Source organism: Actinomycetospora callitridis (assembly GCF_028737265.1).
GTDB classification, from domain to species: domain Bacteria; phylum Actinomycetota; class Actinomycetes; order Mycobacteriales; family Pseudonocardiaceae; genus Actinomycetospora; species Actinomycetospora callitridis.
This window is the reverse complement of record NZ_JAQZAK010000012.1, coordinates 121,249-142,450: the sequence shown is the minus strand read 5'-3', so window position 1 is coordinate 142,450 and position 21,202 is coordinate 121,249. Positions and strand designations below refer to the sequence as shown.

The window sequence follows — 21,202 nt, the reverse complement described above, 5'->3', positions numbered from 1 at the left end:
GACGCCCACCCTCACCCGGCTGCCGGAGCGGCCGACGGGCGACACGCCACCGCAGCCGGACCCGCCCTCATCGAGGGACTCCAGTCCCTCCGCGTGCTCGTCCGAACAGCCCAACCACGGGGTCGAGGAGCGCGTCGACCCGGGCCAACCGACGGGCGTCGTCGGGCGCGTCGTCGAGGACACCGCCGTCCGGGTCGTCCAGACCGCGGGAGAACGAGGGGTCCCGCGGCGTGCGGATCGGGTCGTGCTCGGGACGCAGCACCGACCGGACCACGAGCGCCGCGATGACCAGGACGGCGAGGTCGCGCACGAGCACCGAGCCGTAGAACCAGGGCGCGGGCAGACCCTTCGCGTCGGTGCCGAGGTAGTAGTACATCCGCGGCGCCCAGACCAGCGCGTCGAGCACCATCCACGCGAGCAGCGGGCGCCAGCGCGGGTAGGCCAGGACCGCCAGCGGCACGAGCCACAGCGAGTACTGCGGGCTCCAGACCTTGTTCGTCAGCAGGAACGCGACGATGACGAGGAACGCGATCGCGGCGAACCGGGGCCGGCGCCGCGCGCGCACCACGAGCAGGGCGATCGCCAGGCAGCACACCGCGAACAGGACCGCGCTGACCGCGTTGAGCACGGTGGGGTCCTGCCCGGGGGCGAGCTGCCCGTCGAAGCCGCTCCAGCCCGTGAGCCCGGAGACGACGTTGTAGAGCGAGTCGGGGTCGGCGCCGCGCTGGCCGTTGAGGCGGAAGAACTCCCACCAACCCGCCGGCGCCGCGAGGGCCACCGGGAGGTTGACCAGCCCGACCGCCAGGACCCCGGCCGCGGTCGCCTGCGCCCAGGCCCGCATGCGTCCCGCGCGCAGGCAGAGCAGCAGCAGCGGATACAGCAGGAACAGCGGATAGAGCTTCGCCGCCGCGCCCACACCGAGGATCACGCCCGCGAGCACCGGACGGCGCCGTGCCCACGCGAGCATCCCGAGCGTCGCCGCCGCGACGGCCAGGGTGTCAAAGTTGGTGAACGCGTGGACCGCGACGAGCGGTGACACGGCGGCGAGGGCGGCGTCCCAGGGACGCCCGGGTCGCAGGCGCACCACCGCCCAGACGGTCACCAGCCAGGCCAGGGCGAGCCAGAACGCGGAGAGGTCGAAGTAGACGACCACCGCCAGCCCGCCGGGCAGCAGACCGGCCTCGGCGCCGGCGAGCCAGAGGTCGGCGAGGCGGGCGTTGGCCCACTGGAAGAACCCGGTGAGCACCGGGTACTCCATGTAGCGCACCTGCTCCGAGCCGTCGTCGCGACGGTCGACCCAGGACGTCACATAGGGGATCCCGCCGACGTCGAGGCGCTCGGCGGTGTAGAGCGGGACGGTGTCGGAGTAGCACATCGCCACGTACTGGCGGCCGTCGCGCCAGTCGAGCTCGAGCCCGTTCTGGCCGGGGTACTGCTGCAGGCACGGCGCCTTCGCGAACCAGGCGAGCGCGAGGGTGGCGATCGCCAGCAGCATCACCACGCGCAGCGGCGTGAAGTGACGGGCGCGGCCCGCGACGGCGTGCTCGCCGAGCGGGCCGCCCACGACCGCCGAGAGCGACGCGACGAACGGGTCCTCGTGGGTCGGACGGACGCGCTGGTCCGGGCCGAGCGAGGCGGGATCGTGGGTACGGGCACGCCCCGACGTCGGGACACCGCTGCGCGTGGGCGCCCCGGTCACGGCGTGCCGACCTGAGGGCGCGCGTCAGCCACCGCCGCCATCGTCTGGGGCACCAACAGCATCGCCGCCATCATCGAAGAGGCCGCCGTCCGTAGTGGCATTTCCCTGGTCTTGCTGGTCCTGGTTCTGTTGTTGATCGCCCTGGTTCTGCTGGTCGCCCTGGCCCTGGTCGCCGAAGAAGCCGCCCTGGTCGCCCTGACCCTGGTCGCCCTGACCCTGGTCGCCCTGGTTCGGGTCGCCGCCCTGGTCCTGGTTCTCCGGCGGGCACGGCTGGCCCTCGACGCAGCCCGGCTGGTCGGGCGGCGCCGCCGGCGTGGTCTGCGGCGGGGTGCCGATCGGCCGGAAGTCCGAGAACTGCTCGACCGGGTCGCCGCGCAGGGCGTCGTTCATGTAGCCCTGCCAGATCTGGCCGGGCACGCCGCGCCCGTAGATCGGGCGGCCGTCGCCGTTCTTGATCGGGGTGTTGTCGTCGGTGCCGACCCACACGGCGGTCGAGATCGAGGGGGTGAAGCCGACCATCCAGGCGTCGTTGTTCTGGCCGTCGACCGAGGACTGCACGGTGCCGGTCTTGGACGCCACGGGACGACCGCCCGAGAGCGGGATCTCCGAGTGGTCGGCCACCGGCAGCATCGCCTCGACGACGTTGCGGGCGAGCTGCTGGGTCATCCGCGTCTCGCCGGCCGGCGCGCCCGCGTCGAAGAGCACGCGACCGTCGGCCGTCGTCACCCGGCTCACCAGGTGCGGCCGGTGGTAGACGCCGTCCGCCGCGAACGTCGCGTAGGCCGCGGCCATGTCGCTGGGCCGGACCTCGCGGTCACCCAGCGAGATGCCGCCGCTGGGCGCCTCGAGCGGCGCGGAGACGCCCGCCTGGTGCGCCGCATCGGCGACGCGCTGCGGGCCGACCTGCACGCCGAGCTGGTAGAAGACCGTGTTGATCGACTGGGTCATCGCCGTGCGCAGGTCGCAGTTCCCGCAGTTCTCGCCCTCGTTGTTCTCCACCTCGGTGCCCGCGATCGTCTGCGGGCTCGAGCCGTCGAACGTCGTGCCAAGGCCGATCGGGTTGGGATTGCGCTGGAGCCCGGCGAGCAGCACGAACGGCTTGAACGACGACCCGGGCTGGCGCTCGCTCTGCGCGTAGTCGAAGCCGGACCCGTCCTCGCCGCCGTAGTAGGCCAGCACCGCTCCGGTGCGCGGGTCGACCGACACGAGCGCCGTCCGCAGGTTCGCCGGCTGACCGCGCAGGCGTCGTTCGACCGACTCGACGGCCTGGTCCTGCCGGCGCGGGTCGATCGTCGTCGTGACCTGCAGGCCCTCCTGGTTCACCTGGGTCTCGGTGATGCCGTAGGAGTTCAGCTCCGCGCGCACCGCGGACACGATGTGGCCGCGGTCGTTGTCGGGGATGCCGCTGCGCCGCGGCTGCGGCGGGATCGCGGCCGGGAACGTCTGCGCGCCGCGCTCGGCGGCCGGCAGCCAGTTCTGGCCGACCATCCCGTCGAGGACGAAGGCCCACCGCTGCTCGGACATCCCGCGGTCGACCGCCGGGTCCCAGCGCGACGGCGACTGGATCAGGCCCGCGAGCACGGCGCCCTCGGAGACCGAGAGCTGCGAGACGTCCTTGTCGAAGTACGACTGCGCCGCCGCCTGGATGCCGTAGGCACCGCGACCGAAGTAGATCGTGTTGAGGTAGTTGCCGAGGATCTCCTCCTTGCTCTGCTCCTGGGAGATCTTCGCCGCGATCACCACCTCGCGGTACTTGCGCCACAGCGAGTACTCGTCGCCCACGAGCACGTTCTTCACGTACTGCTGGGTGATCGTCGAGCCGCCGCCGCTGCCTCCGGTGGCCTGGTTGAACGCCGCACGCAGGATGCCGACCGGGTCGAAGCCGAGGTTCGAGTAGAACGACCGGTCCTCGGCCGAGAGCACCGCCTGCTGCACGTGCAGCGGGACCTGGGTGATCGGCACCTTGATCCGGTTGCCCTGCTCGGGCACGAGCGAGGCCAGCGAGGTCCCGTTGGCGTAGGAGATCGTCGCGACCTGGTTGTTGGTCGCGTCGTCGGGCGTCGGCACGCGGAAGAAGATCCAGCCGACGGCGAAGGCCAGGACCGGGCCGAGCACGAGCAGCCCGATCAGCAGGAAGACGATGCGCCGGATGCGGCGCTTGCGGCCCTTCGGCTCGGGCGCGGAGCCGTCGCGTCCCGGGCGGCGCCCGCGGGGCGGCTCGTCGTCGTCCCCGCCCCGACCGGGACGGGCGGGGCGCGGGGACACCGCCGTGCCGGACAGGCCGCCGCCCGCCATCGCCGAGCGCGAGGTGGCGGCCGTCGCGGTGGGGGCCATCGCGCGCGTCGCGCTGCCGGTGCCGTTGCGGCTGCCGGTCCGTCCGCTGTCGTGCGTCAGCAGACGCGGCTCGCGGGTCTGGCCGGCTCCCTCGGGGGGCGTGACCGTGCCGACCGCGCTGCGCCGCGTCGCGCCGACGGCCTCGGTGTCGGTGACGGTCGGCTCGTCGAAGGCCGAGTGGTGGGTGGGGTTCTGCGACGGGGGCACCGGGCGCCAGCCTGCGGGCAGGGCGCCGTCGGGGGCGGGGGACTGGGGAGGGCGTGCGGGGCGGCCCTGTCCTCCGTTGCGTGGACCGGGGGAACCCTGCGGAGGACGGGGCGGTCCGGGCGGTGGGCCGGGTGGGCCCTGCGCCGTGCGCGGTGGGCCGGGCGGGGCACCTCGTGCGTCACCTCGCCCGTCTCCGGGGGACGGCGGTCCGGGCGGGGTGGCGCCGGGTCTGGCACCGGGGGGTCGTGCTCCCCCGCGGTCCGTGCGCCGCTCGTCGTCCACCGATCGCCTCCCGGTTCCGGGTGGTTCTCTCCGAACCGTCAGGGCGAGGCGGTCCGGCGCCGCCGGCGGCCCCCTCCCGACGCGTCGTCGGTTCCCAGGACGTATGACTGTACGAGGTGGTTCCACCGGCACGACCGGCAGACCTCCACGACGTGCACGGTGAACTCGCTGATCGCATCCGCCAACCGGCTGATCTCGTCGGCAGACCGGGCGGATCCTGCGGCCCCGCCGAGGCGTTCCCCGAAGATCCAGTGCACCTCGACGAGGGGATCGCGCCGGCAGAGCGGGCAGGTCCGGGTGGTCGGGCGACCGTGGTGCGAGGCGGCCTGGAGCAGGTAGACCCCCGCGTCGCAGGCGTCGGCGGTGGTCACGCGGCCCGCCGACACGTCGGCCAGGAGCGCACGGCGCTGCAACGCGTAGTCGACCACCTGACGGACTCCCGGCACGGGGACCAGCGTAGCCACCACGGCACCGGACGTCCCCTGCTCCGGCGAGGTCCCGACGCCCGGCGCGGGTGTGACGTGATCGTGGATGCCCGACGCCTGATGTATCGGTCCGATATGGTCGGGCGGTGCTCGCGGAGATCGCCGCGGGCGATCCGGTGGCCGAGGGGGTGTCCGTGCTCGAGCTCGCGGTGCTCGGCCTGCTCCACGAGTCGCCGATGCACGGCTACCAGCTGCGCAAGCAGCTGCACGCCCGCCTCGGGACCTTCCGCGCCTTCTCCTGGGGGTCGCTCTACCCGACCCTGCGCCGGCTCCAACGTGCCGGCCTGATCGCCGAGACCGACGAGCCGCCCCCGGACGACACCGCCGACGAGGGCGAGCCGGCCGGGTCCGCCCGGTCGCGGCCGGCCTCGCGGGGCTCGTGGGGGCGACGCGGCCGCCGGACGTTCGAGCTCACCGCCGAGGGCAAGGACCGGTTCGAGGAGCTCCTCGGCGACGCCGGCCCGCAGACCTGGGACGACGAGAGCTTCGGCGTCCACCTGGCCTTCTTCTCGCGGACGCCGGTCGAGGTGCGGATGCGCATCCTCGAGGGACGGCGCCGTCGCGTGGAGGAGCGCCGTGAGGGCCTGCGGTCGACCCTGGGCCGCGCGGGCGAGCAGATCGACCACTACACCCGCGAGCTCCACCGCATCGGCCTGGAATCCACCGAGCGCGAGGTCCGGTGGCTCAACGAGCTCATCGCCGCCGAGCAGGCCGCGGAACCGGTGGCCGACACACGGCCCCCCGGCTCCCCCGATACCGGCCCCGATACCGGCCCCGATCCCGGGCCCGACTCCAGCCCCGACGACGGCGGCACCCGTCCGCCGTCACCCCGCGACGCCTGAGCCCCAGGTCCGTCCGACACCTGTCACCGAGGAAGAGACAAGAGGAGAACTGCCATGGGTTCGGTCCGAGTGGCGATCGTGGGCGTGGGGAACTGCGCCTCTTCACTCGTACAGGGCGTGCAGTACTACGCCGACGCCGACCCGGCCGCGCGCGTGCCGGGCCTCATGCACGTCGACTTCGGCGGCTACCACGTGGGCGACCTCGAGTTCGTCGCCGCGTTCGACGTGGACGCCAAGAAGGTCGGCCAGGACCTCGCCGACGCGATCTCCGCGTCCGAGAACAACACCATCAAGATCGCGGACGTCCCGCCGACCGGCGTGACGGTCCAGCGCGGCCACACCCTCGACGGTCTCGGGAAGTACTACCGCGAGATCATCACCGAGGCCGACGGCGACCCCGTCGACGTCGTCGCCGCCCTGCGCGAGGCCCGCGCCGACGTGCTCGTGTCCTACCTGCCGGTGGGCAGCGAGGACGCCGACAAGTTCTACGCGCAGTGCGCCATCGACGCGGGCGTCGCCTTCGTCAACGCCCTGCCGGTGTTCATCGCCTCCGACCCCGAGTGGGCGGCCAAGTTCACCGCGGCCGGCGTGCCGATCGTCGGCGACGACATCAAGTCGCAGGTCGGCGCGACGATCACCCACCGCGTGCTCGCCAAGCTCTTCGAGGACCGCGGCGTGCAGCTCGACCGCACGATGCAGCTCAACGTCGGCGGCAACATGGACTTCCAGAACATGCTCGAGCGCGAGCGCCTGGAGTCGAAGAAGACGTCCAAGACCCAGTCGGTGACCTCGCAGGTGGACCGCGAGATGGGCAAGGGCAACGTCCACATCGGCCCGTCGGACCACGTGCCGTGGCTCGACGACCGCAAGTGGGCCTACGTGCGCCTCGAGGGCCGCGCGTTCGGCGACGTCCCGCTGTCGCTCGAGTACAAGCTCGAGGTCTGGGACTCCCCGAACTCCGCGGGCATCATCATCGACGCCGTCCGCGCCGCGAAGATCGCGATGGACCGCGGTATCGGTGGCCCGCTGCTCGGCGCGTCGTCGTACTTCATGAAGTCCCCGCCCGAGCAGTACCGCGACTCGATCGCCTACGACCGCGTCGAGTCGTTCATCCGCGGCGAGGACAGCTGACCGCACGCGGGCCTGGTTTTCGCGCGAAGGGCACCTCCAGCCGGAGAGAGCGGCGGGAGGTGCCCTTCGCTGTTTCGTGGTGATCACCGGCGGCGGATGGCCGGAGGCGGGCGGGCGCGCGCCTGGGCGAGTGCCTCCCGGAGCAGCCGCTGGATCTCGATCGCCAGCGCGCCGGCGACGAACCCGTCGACGCAGGCGAGGAATCGGTCGAAACGGCGACGCCCCGCTGGGCGCGACCCCGAAGAGCGAAGGGCACCCCTCGCCGCTCCATCCGGCTGATGGTGCCTTCGCGCGGAACTCGCGGACGCGCTCCGGCGTCAGCGGACGACGTTCACCAGGCGCCCGGGGACGACGATGACCTTGCGCGGCTCGGCGCCCGCGAGCAGCTCGGCGACTTTCGGGTCGGCGAGGGCCGCGGTGCGGACCTCGTCCTCGCCGGCCGCCGCGGGCACGGTGATGCGCGAGCGCACCTTGCCGTTGACCTGGATCGGGTACTCGGTCGAGTCCTCGACCAGCAGGGCCGGGTCGGCCTCGGGGAACGGCGCGAACGCGAGCGTGTCCGGGTGCCCGAGACGCGACCACAGCTCCTCGGCCAGGTGCGGGCACAGCGGCGCGAGCATGAGCACCAGCGGCTCGAGCACCGAGCGGGGCGTGCCGCCCGACGGGTAGGTCTTCGTCAGGTGGTTGGCCAGCTCGATGAGCTTCGCGACCGCGGTGTTGTAGTGCATCGCGGGCAGGTCGGTGCGCACGCCGTCGATCGCGCGGTGCAGCGCGGTGAGGGTGTCGCGGTCGGGCTCGGTGTCGGCGACGCGCAGGTCGCCCGTCTGCTCGTCGATCACCAGGCGCCACACCCGCTGCAGGAAGCGGTGCGAGCCGACGACGTCGCGGGTCGACCAGGGGCGCGAGGCCTCCATCGGTCCGGTGGACATCTCGTAGAGCCGGAAGGTGTCGGCGCCGTAGGCGTCGCACATCTCGTCGGGGGTCACCACGTTCCGCAGCGACTTGCCCATCTTCCCGTACTCCTGGCGCACGGACTCGCCGTTCCACGTGAATCCGGACGCCGCGTCACCCGCCACCTCCTCGGCCGGCACGTAGACGCCGCGCGCGTCGGTGTAGGCCCAGGCCTGGACGTAGCCCTGGTTGAACAGGCGCCGGAAGGGCTCCGAGGACGAGACGTGGCCGAGGTCGAAGAGCACCTTGTGCCAGAAGCGCGCGTAGAGCAGGTGCAGCACCGCGTGCTCGACGCCGCCGACGTAGAGGTCGACGCCGCCCGGGTCGCCCGGCCCCTGCGGACCCAGCCAGTAGCGCTCGACGTCGGGATCGACGAAGCGCTCGGTGTTGTGCGGGTCGAGGTAGCGCAGGTAGTACCAGCAGGAGCCGGCCCACTGCGGCATCGTGTTGGTTTCGCGCAGGTACTCGGTCCAGCCGTGCTCGGGGTCCGAGGCGAGGTCGGCCTCGAACGCGACCCACTCGGTGGCGCGGGCCAGCGGGGACTCCGGCGAGGAGTCCCGGTCGTCCGGCGCGAACGACTTCGGTGAGTAGTCCTCGACGTCGGGCAGCAGGACGGGCAGGTCGGCGTCGGGCAGCGCGCGCGGGATCGAGGGCCCGCCGTCGGTCTCGCCCTCCGCGACGTAAGCGACCGGAAACGGCTCGCCCCAGTAGCGCTGGCGGGAGAACAGCCAGTCGCGCAGCTTGTACTGCACCACCGACTCGCCGGCCCCGCGGGCGGCCAGCCACGCGACGATCGCCGTCTTGGCCGCGTCGACGTCCAGGCCGTTGAGGCTGACCTCGTCGTTCGCGGAGTTGATGGCCACGCCCGCGCCGACGTAGGCCTCGCCGTCGAAGTCCTCCGGCGGCTGCACGGTCCGGCGGATCGGCAGGCCGAAGACGGTCGCGAAGTCCCAGTCGCGCTGGTCCTGGCCCGGCACGGCCATGATCGCGCCGGTGCCGTAGCCCATGAGGACGTAGTCGGCGACGAAGACGGGCAGCGCCTCGCCGTTGACCGGGTTGGTGGCCCACGCCCCGGCGAAGACACCGGTCTTGTCGCGGGCCTCCTGGCGCTCGAGGTCCGAGCGCGACGCGACGACGCTGCGGTACTGCGCGACCGCGTCGGCCGGGGTGTCGGCGCCGCCGGTCCAGCGCCCGTCGAGCTCCTCGCCGGTGGGCGGCGACGGCCAGGCGGCCGGGACCAGCGCGTCGACCATCGGGTGCTCGGGGGCCAGCACGAGGTACGTGGCGCCGAACAGGGTGTCCGGGCGGGTGGTGAAGACCTCGATGTCGCCGGCGTCCGACGCGAAGCGCACCTGCGCGCCCTGCGAGCGCCCGATCCAGTTGCGCTGCATCGCCTTGACCGAGTCCGGCCAGTCGATGCCGTCGAGGTCGTCGGCCAGGCGGTCGGCGTAGGAGGTGATCCGCATCATCCACTGGCGCAGGTTGCGCCGGAAGACGGGGAAGTTGCCGCGCTCGGAGCGCCCGTCGGCGGTGACCTCCTCGTTGGAGAGCACCGTGCCCAGCGCCGGGCACCAGTTGACCGGGGCGTCGGCGAGGTAGGCGAGGCGATGGTCGTCGAGGACGCGGTCCTGCTCGGGACGCGACAGCGTCGCCCAGTCGCGGCCGTCGGGCAGCGCGCGGATGCCCGCCGCCAGCTCCTCCTCGAGCTCCGTGATCGGGCGCGCGCGGTCGGCCTCGGCGTCGTACCAGGCGCCGTGGATCTGCAGGAAGATCCACTGCGTCCACCGGTAGAAGTCGATGTCCGTGGTGGACACCGAACGGTGCTGGTCGTGCGCGAGACCGAGCTGGCGGATCTGCTGGCGGTAGCGCGCGATGTTCGCCTCGGTCGTCGTGCGCGGGTGCGTGCCCGTCTGCACCGCGTACTGCTCGGCCGGCAGGCCGAACGCGTCGAAGCCCATCGTGTGCAGCACCGTGCGACCGGTCATGCGCAGGTAGCGGCCGAGGACGTCGGTCCCGATGAACCCCAGCGGGTGCCCGACGTGCAGGCCCGAGCCGGAGGGGTACGGGAACATGTCCATCAGGTAGAACTTCTCGCCGGCCGGCGCGGGGGGCGGGTTCGGCACGGCGAACGTGTCCGCGGCCTCCCAGCGGTCCTGCCAGCGACGCTCGATCGCTCCGGCGAGCGCGGCGGTGTAGCGGTGGGGCGGCACACCGGAGGCACTCTCGGCGTCGGGTCGCACGTCCGGCGCCACCTCGGGCTCGGCGGTCACGGGGGTTCCTCCTGGTCTCGACCGGCGGTCCTCGCCCTCCGGATGCGGCCGGTCGGCACCTGCCACGGCATCCGCCGTCGACCCGGGGCCACGCCCCGGCAAGGGGGGCACCGCGGATCCCGCGAGGACCACATCGAGCCTACTCTGGGGGTGTGATCGTCCCGGCCCTGGTCCTGACCCTCGCGGCGCTCGTCGTGGGCGGCGCCGGCGCGCTCGCCCTCGTCCACCGGCTGCCCCGCAACCGCGTGCTCGGGGTGCGGACGCTGTGGACCATGGGCAGCGTCGACGCCTTCCGCCGCGCGAACCGTGCCGCCGCGCCGGCGTTCGTCGGCGCGGGCCTGGTCGGGCTCGCGGGGGCCGGCGCGGCGCTGCTGTCGGCGACGACGGTCGCGGGCGTGACGATGCTGGTGCTCGGCGGCCTCGGGCTCGTCGGGCTGCTGGGGGCCGGCGGCATCGTGGGCGCGCGCTTCGCGGCCGCCGAGGAGGCCGAGCACGAGGCCCTCGCCGCCCTGCCGCCGACGTCGTGCATGCCGCCCGAGCCGGCTGAGCCGGACTGCGCACCCGCCGCCGGGGTGTGCGGCGGCTCGTGCGCGATCTGCCCGCGCGACCGGACACAGGCCTGACTCACCAGCCCCAGGTGCCCGGGCTGCCCTTGAAGGGGCCGACGACGTCCGCGGTGATCCATCCGCCGTAGAACCCGCCGGGCTGGGGCTCGACGCGCTCGCCGTCGAGGGTGATCTCGTCGAACGGCGCGGGGTAGAGCGCGACGCGGTCGGCGAGCACGGGGTAGACGGCGTCCTCCGGGTACCACCAACCGACGTCGCGCAGCGGCTCCACGCCGGGCACGACGATGTCGACGTAGCGCGCCGTGCCCTTCCACTCGCACACCGTCCGTCGCTGGGCGGGACGCAGGACGCCCTCGGTGAACGCGGTGCGCGGCAGGTACCAGGTCGGTGGGTGGCTGGTCTCGAGCACGCGGACCACGTCGTCGGTGTCGGCGACGACCGTGCCGCCGTGGGTCACGATCGCGCGCCGGCGCACCGCCTCGGCCCGCGGCGGGCGGGGGTAGTCCCACACCGATTCCTGCCCCGGACCTGGCTCGACACGTCGCACAGCCCTGACGCTAGGCGCGGTCGGCGGCCCCGGCGCGGCGAGCGAACGGGGAGTTCGCGCGCGTAGAAGCAGCGAACAGCGCGTTCGTTGCTTCCGGGGACTAGTTCCGCCGGGGCTCGGCGAGGTGGGTGGCGAGGAGGGCGAGGGGGACGCCCTGGCGGCGCAGGACGCCACCCCAGAGGTCGTAGCCGGGCGGGGCCAGGACGTCGTCGGGCAGGGCGGGGACGACGTACCAGTCGCCGCGCCCGATCTCGCCGGCGAGCTGGCCCCGGTCCCAGCCCGAGTAGCCCGCGAACACGCGCAGGCCCCGGACGCGGGGGGCGAGGTCGTCGGGGTCGCCGTCGAGGTCCACGAGCGCCACGGGGCCGCGGACGCCGACCACGCCGCCGGTGCGCGCCGGGTCCTCGCCGGCGCGCAGGGCCGCGAGGCACAGGGCCGTGCGCTGCTCGACCGGGCCGCCGACGAACACGGCGTGCGGCGTCGAGGTGTGCGGGCCCCACGTGGGCAGGACGTCGGCCACCGAGACCTCGCTGGGGCGGTTGAGCACGACGCCGAGGGTGCCGGCGGGCCGGTGGTCGATCACGAACACGACCGACCGCGCGAAGTTGGGGTCCGTCAGGGTCGGCGCGGCGACGAGGAGCGTCCCCGCCTCGACCTCGGCCTGCTGATGTTCCTCCACACCACTGGCCACGACGCCCATCGTCGCACCGCCGGGAGGGCGGGCGGCAGGCACGGTGGGGTGTTCGGCGGCACGCGTGCCGGGCGCGTCACCGCGCGGTCACACACGGGTGACAGCGGCGTCGCGGGCACCGGGGGAACGGCCGCCGGGGTCTGCGCCGGGCGGACGCCGGAGCACCACGCGGCAGGACCCAACGGACGCGTAGCGTGGGCGCCCGTGCCCGTCGCGTCCGATACGACCGCAACCACGGTCGGGGGCGCGTCGCCGGCCACGGGACGCACCGGACGCCTCCGCGAGCTGCTCCTGCACCCCGGATTCGGCCGCCTGCTGACGGTCCGGCTGGCCGCCCAGTGGGGCGACGGCGTGTTCCAGGCCGCGCTGGGCGGGCTGGTGCTGTTCAGCCCCGAGCGCGAGGCCGACCCGGTCATGGTCGCCCTCGGCCTGGCGACGGTCCTGCTCCCGTACTCCCTGATCGGCCCGTTCGCCGGCGCCCTGCTCGACCGCTGGGACCGGCGGCGCGTCCTCGTGGTCGCGGGCGCCCTGCGCGGCGTGCTGACGCTCGCCACCGCCGGCGTCGTGCTCGCCGGGATCACCGGCCCACCCCTCTACCTCGGCGCGCTGGCGACGATCGGGGTGAGCCGCTTCATCCAGGCCGGGCTCTCCGCCGCGCTGCCCCACGTCGTGTCCTCCGAGCACCTCGTCGGCGCGAACTCCCTGGTCACGACGTCCGGGGCGGTCGCCGCCGCGATCGGCGCCGGCTGCGCCATCGGCCTGCGCGGGCTCCTCGGCCCGGCGGACGTCGACGCCGCGTGGACGACGATGGTCGCGGGCATCGGGTCGGTGGTCATCGTCGTGGTGGCGACGACGATCGCCCGCGGCTCGCTGGGTCCCGACGAGCGCCGCGAGGCCGCGCAGGCCCTGCGCGCGGTGGCCTCGGGGCTCGCCGACGGCGCCCGGGCCGCCCGTGAGGCCCCCGGCGTCGTCGCCGCGTTCTGCGCGGTCGCTGCGCACCGCCTCGCGTTCGGTGTCACGACGCTCGTGGTGCTGCTGCTCATGCGCAACTCGCTCACCGACGTCGGGCCGTTGAAGGCCGGGATCGCCGGCCTGGGCGAGGTGGTGGTGGCCGCGGCCGCCGGTCTCGGCGTCGCCGCGGTGGTGACGCCGTGGCTCACCGGGCGGGTGGGGCGCACCGGCACCGTGCGGATCATGCTCGTGCTCGCCGCGGTAGCCCTGCTCTCGCTCGGCCTGCCGATGACGCTGCCGACGATCCTCGGCGGGTCGTTCGTGCTCGGGCTCGTGGGCCAGGCGATCAAGCTGTGCTCCGACGCCGCGGTGCAGACGGAGGTGGGCGACGCGGTGCGCGGGCGGGTGTTCTCGCTGTCGGACACCACGTTCAACGTCACCTACGTCGCCGCCGTCGCCGGCGCCGCGTTCCTCGCCCCGCCGAGTGGCCGCTCGCCGCTCCTGCTGGCGCTCGCCGCCGGCCTCTACCTGCTCGGCCTGGTGGTGCACGAGCTCGCCCTGCGCAGCCGGGCGTGCGGGCCGGCTCAGGGCGGCACCCAGCCGGCCGCCCCCTCGGCGACCAGCGTGTCCACCGCCCCGTCGGCATCGGTGTCGGTGAGCAGCACGTCCCAGCGGGCCGAGGGCGATCCCGGCTCGGTGGACAGGGCCGACGACAGGTAGGCGAGCTCCGCCCGGCCGTCGTGGTCGGCGTCGACGAGCAGCTGCTCGGCGCGCCCGTCGCCGTCGAGGTCGCACACCACCTCGGTGCCGTCCTCGTGGTCGGCCTCCACGGTCGCGCCGTCGAGCACCCCGTCGCCGTCGGTGTCGACCGCGGGCGCGGCGCTCGCGGACCGGCCGCGCACGTCGCTCCAGGTCAGCGCGGCGCCGGCCGTCGCCGGGCCGGGCCCGGCCGCGAACGGCACGCGCGCGTCCCACAGCCCCCGCCCCGACGGGTCGGCGTAGGCGTGGTCGGGGCGGCCGTCGTCGTCGAGGTCGAGCACCGAGCGGTCGGCGGCGCCGTCGCCGTCGGCGTCCCAGAGGGCGTCGTCGACGCGCCCGTCGCCGTCGAAGTCGAGGGCCACGGCGTCCCGGAGGCCTGCCGGGCCCAGCGCGACGTCGGCGGGGGAGACGTGGTGGTGCACCGGGTCCTGCCCGGTGCCGAAGACGTAACTGATCGCAGGGGATCCCACACGGGGTTCGACGCAGGCGCCCCCCGACCGGTTCCGTCAGCTCTCCGGTTCCCCCTCGTCGCCGGGAGCCCCGATCCCCTCTTCGGCTGCCCACCGCAACAGTTCCGCGCGGGCCTCGTCGTCGTCGAGCGGGCCGCGCTCGAGACGGACCTCCTTGAGGTGCCGCCACGCCCGCCCGACCAGCGGACCCGGCGGGATCCCGAGCAGCTCCATGATCGCGTTGCCGTCGAGGTCGGGGCGGACGCGGGCGAGGTCCTCCTCCTCCGCGATCCGGGCGATCCGCTCCTCGAGGTCGTCGTACGACCGCTGCAGGGCCGCGGCCCGGCGCTTGTTGCGCGTCGTCGAGTCCGAGCGCACGAGCTTGTGCAGCCGCTCCAGCAGGGGGCCGGCGTCGGTGACGTAGCGGCGCACCGCGGAGTCGGTCCACTCGCCCTTGCCGTAGCCGTGGAAGCGCAGGTGCAGGAACACCAGCTGGGCGACGTCCTCGATGACCTGCTTCGGGTAGCGCAGCTCACGCAAGCGCTTGCGGGTCATCTTGGCCCCGACCACCTCGTGGTGGTGGAAGCTCACCCGCGTCCCCGGCTCGACCTTGCGCGTCGCCGGCTTGCCGATGTCGTGCAGCAGCGCGGCGAGGCGCAGGACGAGGTCCGGCCCGTCGGTCTCGCGGCCGATGGCCTGCTCCATCACCGTCAGCGAGTGCTCGTAGACGTCCTTGTGCTGGGCGTGCTCGTCGATCTCCAGGCGCATCGCCGGCACCTCGGGCAGCACGACGTCGGCGAGCCCGGTGTCGACCATGAGCTCGATCCCGCGCCGGGGGTGCGCGCCGAGCATCAGCTTCGAGAGCTCCGCCTGCACCCGCTCCGCGGTGATCCGTCCGAGCTGGGGCGCCATCGCCTCCATCGCCGCGCGCACCCGCGGCGCGACCTCGAACCCGAGCTGGGAGACGAAGCGGGCCCCGCGCAGCAGGCGCAGCGGGTCGTCGCCGAAGGACGTCTCCGGGTCGGTGGGGGTGTCGAGGACGCCGCGGGCCAGGGCGGCGAGCCCGCCGTACGGGTCGACGAAGGTGCGGTCCGGCAGCGACAACGCCATGGCGTTCGCCGTGAAGTCACGGCGGACGAGGTCGCCCTCGACGGAGTCGCCGAACGCGACGACGGGGTTGCGGCTCACGCCGTCGTAGGCGTCGGCGCGGAAGGTGGTGATCTCGCAGGTCACGCCGCGCCGGACGGCGCCCACGGTGCCGAAGGCGATGCCGGTGTCCCACACGGCCTCGGCCCATCCGGACACCAGGGCCTGGATCTGCTCGGGCCGCGCGTCGGTGGTGAAGTCGAGGTCCGGCGACAGCCGTCCCAGCAGCGCGTCCCGGACGCTGCCGCCCACGAGGTAGAGCCGGTGTCCGGCCGCCGCGAACCGCTCGGCGAGGTCGTCGGCGACCGGCGAGTAGCGCAGCATCTCCACCACCGCCGTGTGATCGGCGCCGGTGGACGTGGAGGGGGCCTGGGCGGGAACGGGCACGGCAGGTCACCGTACCGCGACGGCGGGCCGGGGACGGGACACCGGCCGGACACGGGGGCACGACCCGGGCGACACCTCGCCGTCGGACGGCCGACACATCCCCGTCACCGCCCGGGCGCCGTACGATCGCGATCGTGTCCACCCCGTCGCGACGGTCCGGCGACCGGCGCCGACGGGGCTCCCGGCGGCGGATGCGCACGGTCGACGAGACCTCGGCGGGCGGCCTCGTCGTCGACGCCTCCGGCGCCCGTGCCGCCCTCATCGGCCGGCTCGACCGTCGCGGTCGCCTGCTCTGGTCGCTGCCGAAGGGCCACCTGGAGGACGGCGAGACCGCCGAGCAGGCCGCGGTGCGGGAGGTCGAGGAGGAGACCGGCATCATCGCGTCCGTGCGGGCGTTCCTCGGCAGCATCGACTACTGGTTCGTGGCCGAGGACCGCCGGATCCACAAGACCGTGCACCACTACCTGCTCTCGGCCCACGGCGGCGAGCTCTCCGACGCCGACGTCGAGGTCACCGAGGTCGCGTGGGTGCCGCTGGCCGAGCTGGACACGCGGCTCGCCTACGCCGACGAACGCCGGCTCGTCCGGCGCGCGGCCCAAATCCTGGAGGAGTCGGCGTGAGGGCTCCCCGCCGACCGCGGGGAGCCCTCCGTCGTGCCGTCCTCGTCCTCGCGTTCCTGCTCCCCCTCGCCCTGGTCGGCCCGGGTGCCCTGACGGCCCCGGCGGCGGGCGCGGCCGAGCCGCCCGCGGTGGGTGACGAGCCGGTCGCGGTGGTGCTCGACGGCATGGCGCCGCGCGTGGTCACGGCGGACGGCCCCGGCGAGCTGGTGGTCTCGGGACGGGTGGTCAACCGCTCCGCGGTCCCGGTGCGCGACCTCGGGGTGCGCCTGGAGCGCGGCGCGGCCCTGTCCGGCGGCCGGGCCGCGCTCGGCGCGCTCGGCGGCGACGAGTCCTCCCAGGCCGTCCGCACCGGCTTCACCGAGATCGCCGGGGTGCTCGCGCCGGGCCAGGAGGTGCCGTTCACGCGGCGTGTGCCGCTGGTGGGCGACGCCGCCCGCTCGCTCGCCCTCGCCGGTCCCGGCGTCCACCCGCTGCTCGTGAACGCGAACGGTGCCCTCGGCTCCGGTGGCGCGACGCGCCTCGGCGCGGTCCGCCTGCTGCTCCCGGTCCTCGGCGTGCCGGGCGGCGGCCCCGTCGCCGCGCCCGCGATCGGCCGGGCCGCCGGCGTCTCCGTGCTCTACCCGCTGGCCGACCGCCCGCGGCGCGTCCCCGTGGTGCCGGGCGCACCGACCCTGCTCGCCGACGACGACCTGGCGACGTCGTTCGCCCCCGGCGGGCGCCTCGCGGGCCTGGTCGACGCGCTCGGACGCAGCGCGCCCGCGGGGTCCGCCGCCGCCCGGTCGGTCTGCCTCGCCGTCGACGCCGACCTGCTCGAGACCGCCGAGGCCATGAGCGCCGGCTACCGGGTGCGCACGCCGGACGGGGGCTCGGTCGCCGGCGCGGGCGCCGATGCCGCCGGGCGGTGGCTGGACGCGCTGCGCGCCCAGGCCCGCGGGCGGTGCGTGACCGCGCTGCCGTACGCCGGCACCGACCTCGTCGCCACGGCCCGCGGCAACCTCACCGACCTGACCACCGCCGCCGTCGCCACCGGGACGCGCCGCGTCGCCGAGCTGCTCGGCACCACGCCGGTCCCGGACACCGTGTGGCCTGCCGACGGGGTGGTCGACGAGCGCAGCCTCGCCGACCTCACCGGGGGCGGCACCCGGTCGCTGCTCCTCGACGGCGACGCGCTCGAGGGCGGGCTGCCCGCGGGTGCCCTCGGCCGCCTCCCCGGCCCGCCCGGGGCCGCGGCCACCGCCGTCGGCCTCGACCCGCTCGCCGCCACCGCGCTCGCGCCCCGTGCCGGCGGGCGCGACGGCGGCGACTCCACGAGCCCCGCGGGCACCTCGGGCGCCCTCGCCACCCAGGACGCCGTCGGGATCCTCGCCCTGCGCGCGCTGCAGGAGACCCCCGACGACGAGGTCCCGCCCGTCGACGTCGTCGCCCCGCCGCTCGACTGGGCCGCGAGCACCGCCGAGGCGGGCGCCCTGCTCGGCGCCGTCGACGACCTGACGCGGCTCGGGCTCGCCCGCCCCCTCGACCTCGGCACCCTGCTCGGCGGGGTCGGGCCCACGACGCCGCTGCCCGCCACCTCGCCGTCGGCGCCGGCCGACGCGGTCGACGCGATCGGGGAGACGGTGCTCACCCGGGCCGGCGAGGTCCGCGACCGCCAGCGGGAGCTGCTGGCCGCCACCGAGCGCGACGGCGTCGGCGCCCCCTCGCCGTCGGACTTCGTCGAGCCGCTCACCGACGGGGTCCTGCGCAGCCTCTCCGCGGCGTGGCGCGACGACCCGGCGGCCCAGGAGGCCGCGATCGGCGGCGTCGAGCGGCAGATCGACGAGCTGCGCTCGCTGGTGCGGGTCGTGCAGCCCGCCGGCTCCTACTCGCTGGGCAGCAACGACGCGCCCCTGCTCCTCACCGTCGAGAACCGGCTGCCGGTGGCCGTCCGGGTCGAGGTCGTGCTCGAGCCCACGAACGGGTTGCGGACCGGGCCGCTGCCCGTCATCACGGTGCCGGCGTTCGGCAGCCGCCAGGTGCAGGTCGAGGTCGAGGTGACCCGTGCGGGGCAGTTCGCGGTGGACGCGCAGGCCCGGACACCGGGGGGTGAACCTCTCGGGCCCTCGGCTCGTCTGCTGCTGCGATCGACCGCCTACGGCACGATCACGGTGTGGTTGACCGCGTCCGCAGCCGTCGTGCTGGTGATCCTGGCGAGCGTACGGATCGCTCGCCGGGTGCGGGCGGCGCGCCGGTCCCGGCGCAACCACCGTCACCGGGGACCGGGCCCGCCGACCGACGTGCTGGACCTGACGAACCGCGAGCTGCAGAAACGGTGACCTCCCGCGAGCCCGACGAGGACCGCGACGACGCAGGCCCCGCCGCCGACCCCGCTGCCGAGACCGGCCGCGAGGTCCCGGACGTCGTCCCGCCGCCGCCCCCGTCGGACGCGCGCCCCGAGACCCGTCCGGGTGGCCTCAGCGTGCCCGGCGGCCCCGCCGACCGTCCGGCCGCGCCGGTCGTTCCGCCCGGGCCCCCCGCCGGCCCGGCCCCCGCCGGCCCGGCCCCCGCCGGCCCGGCCCCCGCTGGCCCGGCCCCCGCTGGCCCGGCCCCCGCTGGCCCGGCCCCCGCTGGCCCGGCCCCCTCCGGACAGCCCCGCGGCGGGCCACCCGGTCCGCCCGCACGCCCGCCGACACCCCCGCCGGCACCCCCGCACGGGCCCGGACCCGCGGGAGCGCCCGGCGTGCCCCGCCCGCCGGCCGGGCCCCCCGGGCCGCCGCGCACGCCAGGACGGCCCCCGCCGGCCGGTGCCGGACGCCCGCCACCGCCCGGACCACCCCCGGGCCCGCCACCCGGCCCGCCGCCGGGACCGCCCGGTCCGCCGCCGGGCCCCCCGCCCGCGGACCCCACCCGGCCCCTGCCCCGCGGCGGACCGCCGCCCCGCCCTCCCGGCTCGCCCGCCGGCGCGGCCGCCTCCGAACCGTCGACCACCGGTCTGACGGCCCCCACCGCCGCGATGGAGGCGGCCGAGGCCGCGTCCGCCGCGCCCGGGATCCGTGACGAGCGCACCGTGCGCGTCGCCCGTCCGGCCCCGCTCGCCTCGTGGAGCGTGGCCGGCTCGAACGACGAGACCGTCCTGCTCCCGCGCCCGCCGCTCGAGCAGGACGCGCCGGCCGTCCCGGCCCCGCGCTCGCCGGTCGACGACGCCGGCCGCGACGACAAGGCCCTGGTCAAGGCGTCCGGCGGCATGGCCGTCGCCACGCTGGTCAGCCGCCTGACCGGGTTCCTGCGGACCCTCGGGCTGACCGCGATCGTCGGCCTCAACCTCGTCGGCAGCGCCTTCAACGTGGCGAACACCCTGCCGAACATCATCTTCGAGCTGCTGCTCGGCGGCGTCCTGACCAGCGTCGTCATCCCGGTGCTGGTCCAGGCGGCCAAGGAGGACGGCGACGACGGCGAGGGGTTCGCCCAGAAGCTGCTCTCCGGAGCCTCCGTCGGCCTCGCCCTGGCCACCGGGATCGCGGTGGTCGCCGCACCCCTGCTGATCCGGCCCTACCTCGACCCGGGCACCGACCTCGAGCTGGCCACCGACTTCGCCTACCTGCTGCTCCCGCAGATCTTCTTCTACGGCATGGGCGCGCTGTTCGGGGCGATCCTCAACTCGCGGGCCAACTTCGGTCCCGCCGCCTGGGCGCCGGTGCTCAACAACGTCGTCGCGCTCATCGCGCTCGGCATCTACGCCTTCCTCCCGTCGCCCGAGGTGGGCATCTCCACCACGCAGCTGCTCGTGCTCGGGATCGGCAGCACGCTCGGCATCGTCGTCCAGGCCGGCGTGATGCTCCCGGCCATGCGCCGGGTCGGCTTCCGCTGGAAGTGGCGCTTCGGCTGGGACCAGCGGCTCAGCGCGTTCGGCGGGTTGGCCGCCTGGGTCGTGGGCTACGTCCTCGTCAGCCAGGTCGGCCTCGCCGCGATCCTGCGCGTCGCGTCGGGCTCGAGCGACGGCGGACCCGCCGTCTACAGCTACGCCTGGCTCCTCATCCAGGTGCCGTACGGCGTCCTCGGGGTCTCGCTGCTCACCGCGCTCATGCCCCGGATGAGTGCCGCCGCCGCGAACGGCCGCCTCGACCAGGTCGTCTCCGACCTCTCGCTCGGCTCGCGGCTCTCGACGGTCACCCTGCTGCCGATGAGTGCGCTGCTCACGGTGTTCGGCTCGCAGCTCGGCATCGCGCTGTTCAGCATCGGGCGCTCCGGCCCCGAGGGCGCCGCCTCGCTCGGTGGCGCCATGGCCGCGTCGGCGTTCGGGCTGGTGCCGATGGCGGTCGTCATGCTCCAGATGCGCGTCTTCTATGCGATGAACGACGCCCGCACCCCGACGCTCATCATGGTCGTCATCACCGCGGTCAAGGTCCCGATGGCCTACCTCTGCCCGGTGCTCCTGCCGCCGGAGCAGGTCGTGCTCGGGCTGGCCGCGGTGAACGCGTTCGGGTTCGTCGTCGGCCTGGTCGTCGGCAACATCTGGCTGCGGGTGCGCATCGGGCACCTCGACACCCGCCGGGTGCTCCGGACCTTCGTCCTGACCCTCCTGGCCTCGCTCGTGGCCGTCCTCGTCGCCGTGCTCTGCGTCACGCTGCTCGAGCGCCTCGTCGGCGGCGGCGTCTCGCTCGTCCTGCGGTCGTGGCTCGTGCTGGTGGTCGGATCGAGTGTCTTCCTCGTGGTGGTCGCGGTGGCCATGCGCGTGCTCAAGGTGCCCGAGCTCGACCCCGTGGTGTCGCGGCTGCGGCGCCTGGTCGGACGGGGCCGCGCGCCGGCGCCGTGACACGGCGGCGTCACAGCGGCCATCGGGGTGGTCCCGGCCGCCCGGCGCAACCAGGACCGGTGCCCCGGCGTCCCCCGAGGCGGTACCGGAGTCCCG

General features: G+C 75.0%; 14 protein-coding genes. 7 read left to right on the top strand and 7 right to left on the bottom strand.

Annotation, left to right across the window (positions count from 1 at the left end; all coding sequences use genetic code 11):
- Positions 1-67: 67 nt before the first annotated feature.
- The 3 genes from PH191_RS27045 to PH191_RS27035 all read right to left on the bottom strand — a co-directional run bounded on the left by PH191_RS27045 (position 68) and on the right by PH191_RS27035 (position 4,968).
- Positions 68-1,699, bottom strand: coding sequence for a glycosyltransferase family 87 protein (locus PH191_RS27045; protein ID WP_274197726.1), 1,632 nt, complete (start codon positions 1,697-1,699; stop codon positions 68-70).
- A 24-nt stretch (positions 1,700-1,723) separates the two neighbouring features.
- Positions 1,724-4,240: a transglycosylase domain-containing protein gene (locus PH191_RS27040; protein ID WP_274197725.1), complete on the bottom strand. Its 2,517-nt coding sequence runs from the start codon at positions 4,238-4,240 to the stop codon at positions 1,724-1,726.
- A gap of 320 nt (positions 4,241-4,560) precedes the next feature.
- A complete protein-coding gene (locus PH191_RS27035) occupies positions 4,561-4,968 on the bottom strand; it encodes a DUF5318 family protein (RefSeq protein ID WP_274197724.1) in 408 nt (135 codons plus the stop codon).
- A gap of 173 nt (positions 4,969-5,141) precedes the next feature.
- On the opposite strand from PH191_RS27035, the gene PH191_RS27030 reads away from it, so the two are divergent.
- Complete coding sequence (locus tag PH191_RS27030) at positions 5,142-5,849, top strand: PadR family transcriptional regulator (RefSeq protein WP_274197768.1); 708 nt, start codon at positions 5,142-5,144, stop codon at positions 5,847-5,849.
- A 54-nt stretch (positions 5,850-5,903) separates the two neighbouring features.
- Positions 5,904-6,980 (top strand): inositol-3-phosphate synthase, encoded by a 1,077-nt coding sequence (locus PH191_RS27025; RefSeq protein WP_274197723.1) that lies wholly within the window; start codon positions 5,904-5,906, stop codon positions 6,978-6,980.
- A gap of 317 nt (positions 6,981-7,297) precedes the next feature.
- Here the strand turns inward: PH191_RS27025 and PH191_RS27020 are convergent, their stop codons facing one another.
- Complete coding sequence (locus tag PH191_RS27020) at positions 7,298-10,201, bottom strand: leucine--tRNA ligase (RefSeq protein ID WP_420791852.1); 2,904 nt, start codon at positions 10,199-10,201, stop codon at positions 7,298-7,300.
- Positions 10,202-10,353: 152 nt separating this feature from the next.
- On the opposite strand from PH191_RS27020, the gene PH191_RS27015 reads away from it, so the two are divergent.
- A complete protein-coding gene (locus PH191_RS27015; protein ID WP_274197722.1) occupies positions 10,354-10,824 on the top strand; it encodes an SdpI family protein in 471 nt (156 codons plus the stop codon).
- A 1-nt stretch (position 10,825) separates the two neighbouring features.
- Here the strand turns inward: PH191_RS27015 and PH191_RS27010 are convergent, their stop codons facing one another.
- Together PH191_RS27010 and PH191_RS27005 are read right to left on the bottom strand one after the other, a co-directional pair.
- Positions 10,826-11,314, bottom strand: a complete 489-nt coding sequence (locus tag PH191_RS27010; protein WP_274197721.1) for a DUF427 domain-containing protein — start codon at positions 11,312-11,314, stop codon at positions 10,826-10,828.
- Positions 11,315-11,414: 100 nt separating this feature from the next.
- On the bottom strand, positions 11,415-12,005 hold the full coding sequence (locus PH191_RS27005) for a YqgE/AlgH family protein (protein WP_274192131.1): 591 nt from the start codon (positions 12,003-12,005) through the stop codon (positions 11,415-11,417).
- 204 nt (positions 12,006-12,209) lie between these two features.
- Here PH191_RS27005 and PH191_RS27000 point away from each other — a divergent pair, with 204 nt between their 5' ends.
- Positions 12,210-13,676, top strand: a complete 1,467-nt coding sequence (locus PH191_RS27000) for an MFS transporter (protein WP_274197720.1) — start codon at positions 12,210-12,212, stop codon at positions 13,674-13,676.
- Between the two features lie 545 nt (positions 13,677-14,221).
- On the opposite strand, the gene PH191_RS26995 is transcribed toward PH191_RS27000, so the two are convergent.
- Positions 14,222-15,697, bottom strand: coding sequence for a CCA tRNA nucleotidyltransferase (locus PH191_RS26995; protein WP_274197719.1), 1,476 nt, complete (start codon positions 15,695-15,697; stop codon positions 14,222-14,224).
- Between the two features lie 191 nt (positions 15,698-15,888).
- Here PH191_RS26995 and PH191_RS26990 point away from each other — a divergent pair, with 191 nt between their 5' ends.
- The 3 genes from PH191_RS26990 (at position 15,889) to murJ (ending at position 21,106) form a co-directional block, all read left to right on the top strand.
- A complete protein-coding gene (locus tag PH191_RS26990; protein WP_274197766.1) occupies positions 15,889-16,317 on the top strand; it encodes an NUDIX hydrolase in 429 nt (142 codons plus the stop codon).
- Entirely contained in the window at positions 16,314-18,629 is a 2,316-nt protein-coding gene (locus PH191_RS26985; RefSeq protein ID WP_274197718.1) for a DUF6049 family protein, read from the top strand. The genes PH191_RS26990 and PH191_RS26985 overlap by 4 nt, the downstream gene beginning before the upstream one ends.
- 677 nt (positions 18,630-19,306) lie before the next feature.
- Complete coding sequence (gene murJ, locus PH191_RS26980) at positions 19,307-21,106, top strand: murein biosynthesis integral membrane protein MurJ (RefSeq protein WP_274197717.1); 1,800 nt, start codon at positions 19,307-19,309, stop codon at positions 21,104-21,106.
- Positions 21,107-21,202 lie beyond the last annotated feature (96 nt).

What these genes read in the sequence shown, in the direction of transcription:
- PH191_RS27025 (WP_274197723.1), top strand. Translation starts at nt 5,904, where the DNA reads ATGGGTTCGGTCCGAGTGGCGATCGTGGGCGTGGGGAACTGCGCCTCT.
- PH191_RS26990 (WP_274197766.1), top strand. Translation starts at nt 15,889, where the DNA reads ATGCGCACGGTCGACGAGACCTCGGCGGGCGGCCTCGTCGTCGACGCC.
- murJ (WP_274197717.1), top strand. Translation starts at nt 19,307, where the DNA reads ATGGAGGCGGCCGAGGCCGCGTCCGCCGCGCCCGGGATCCGTGACGAG.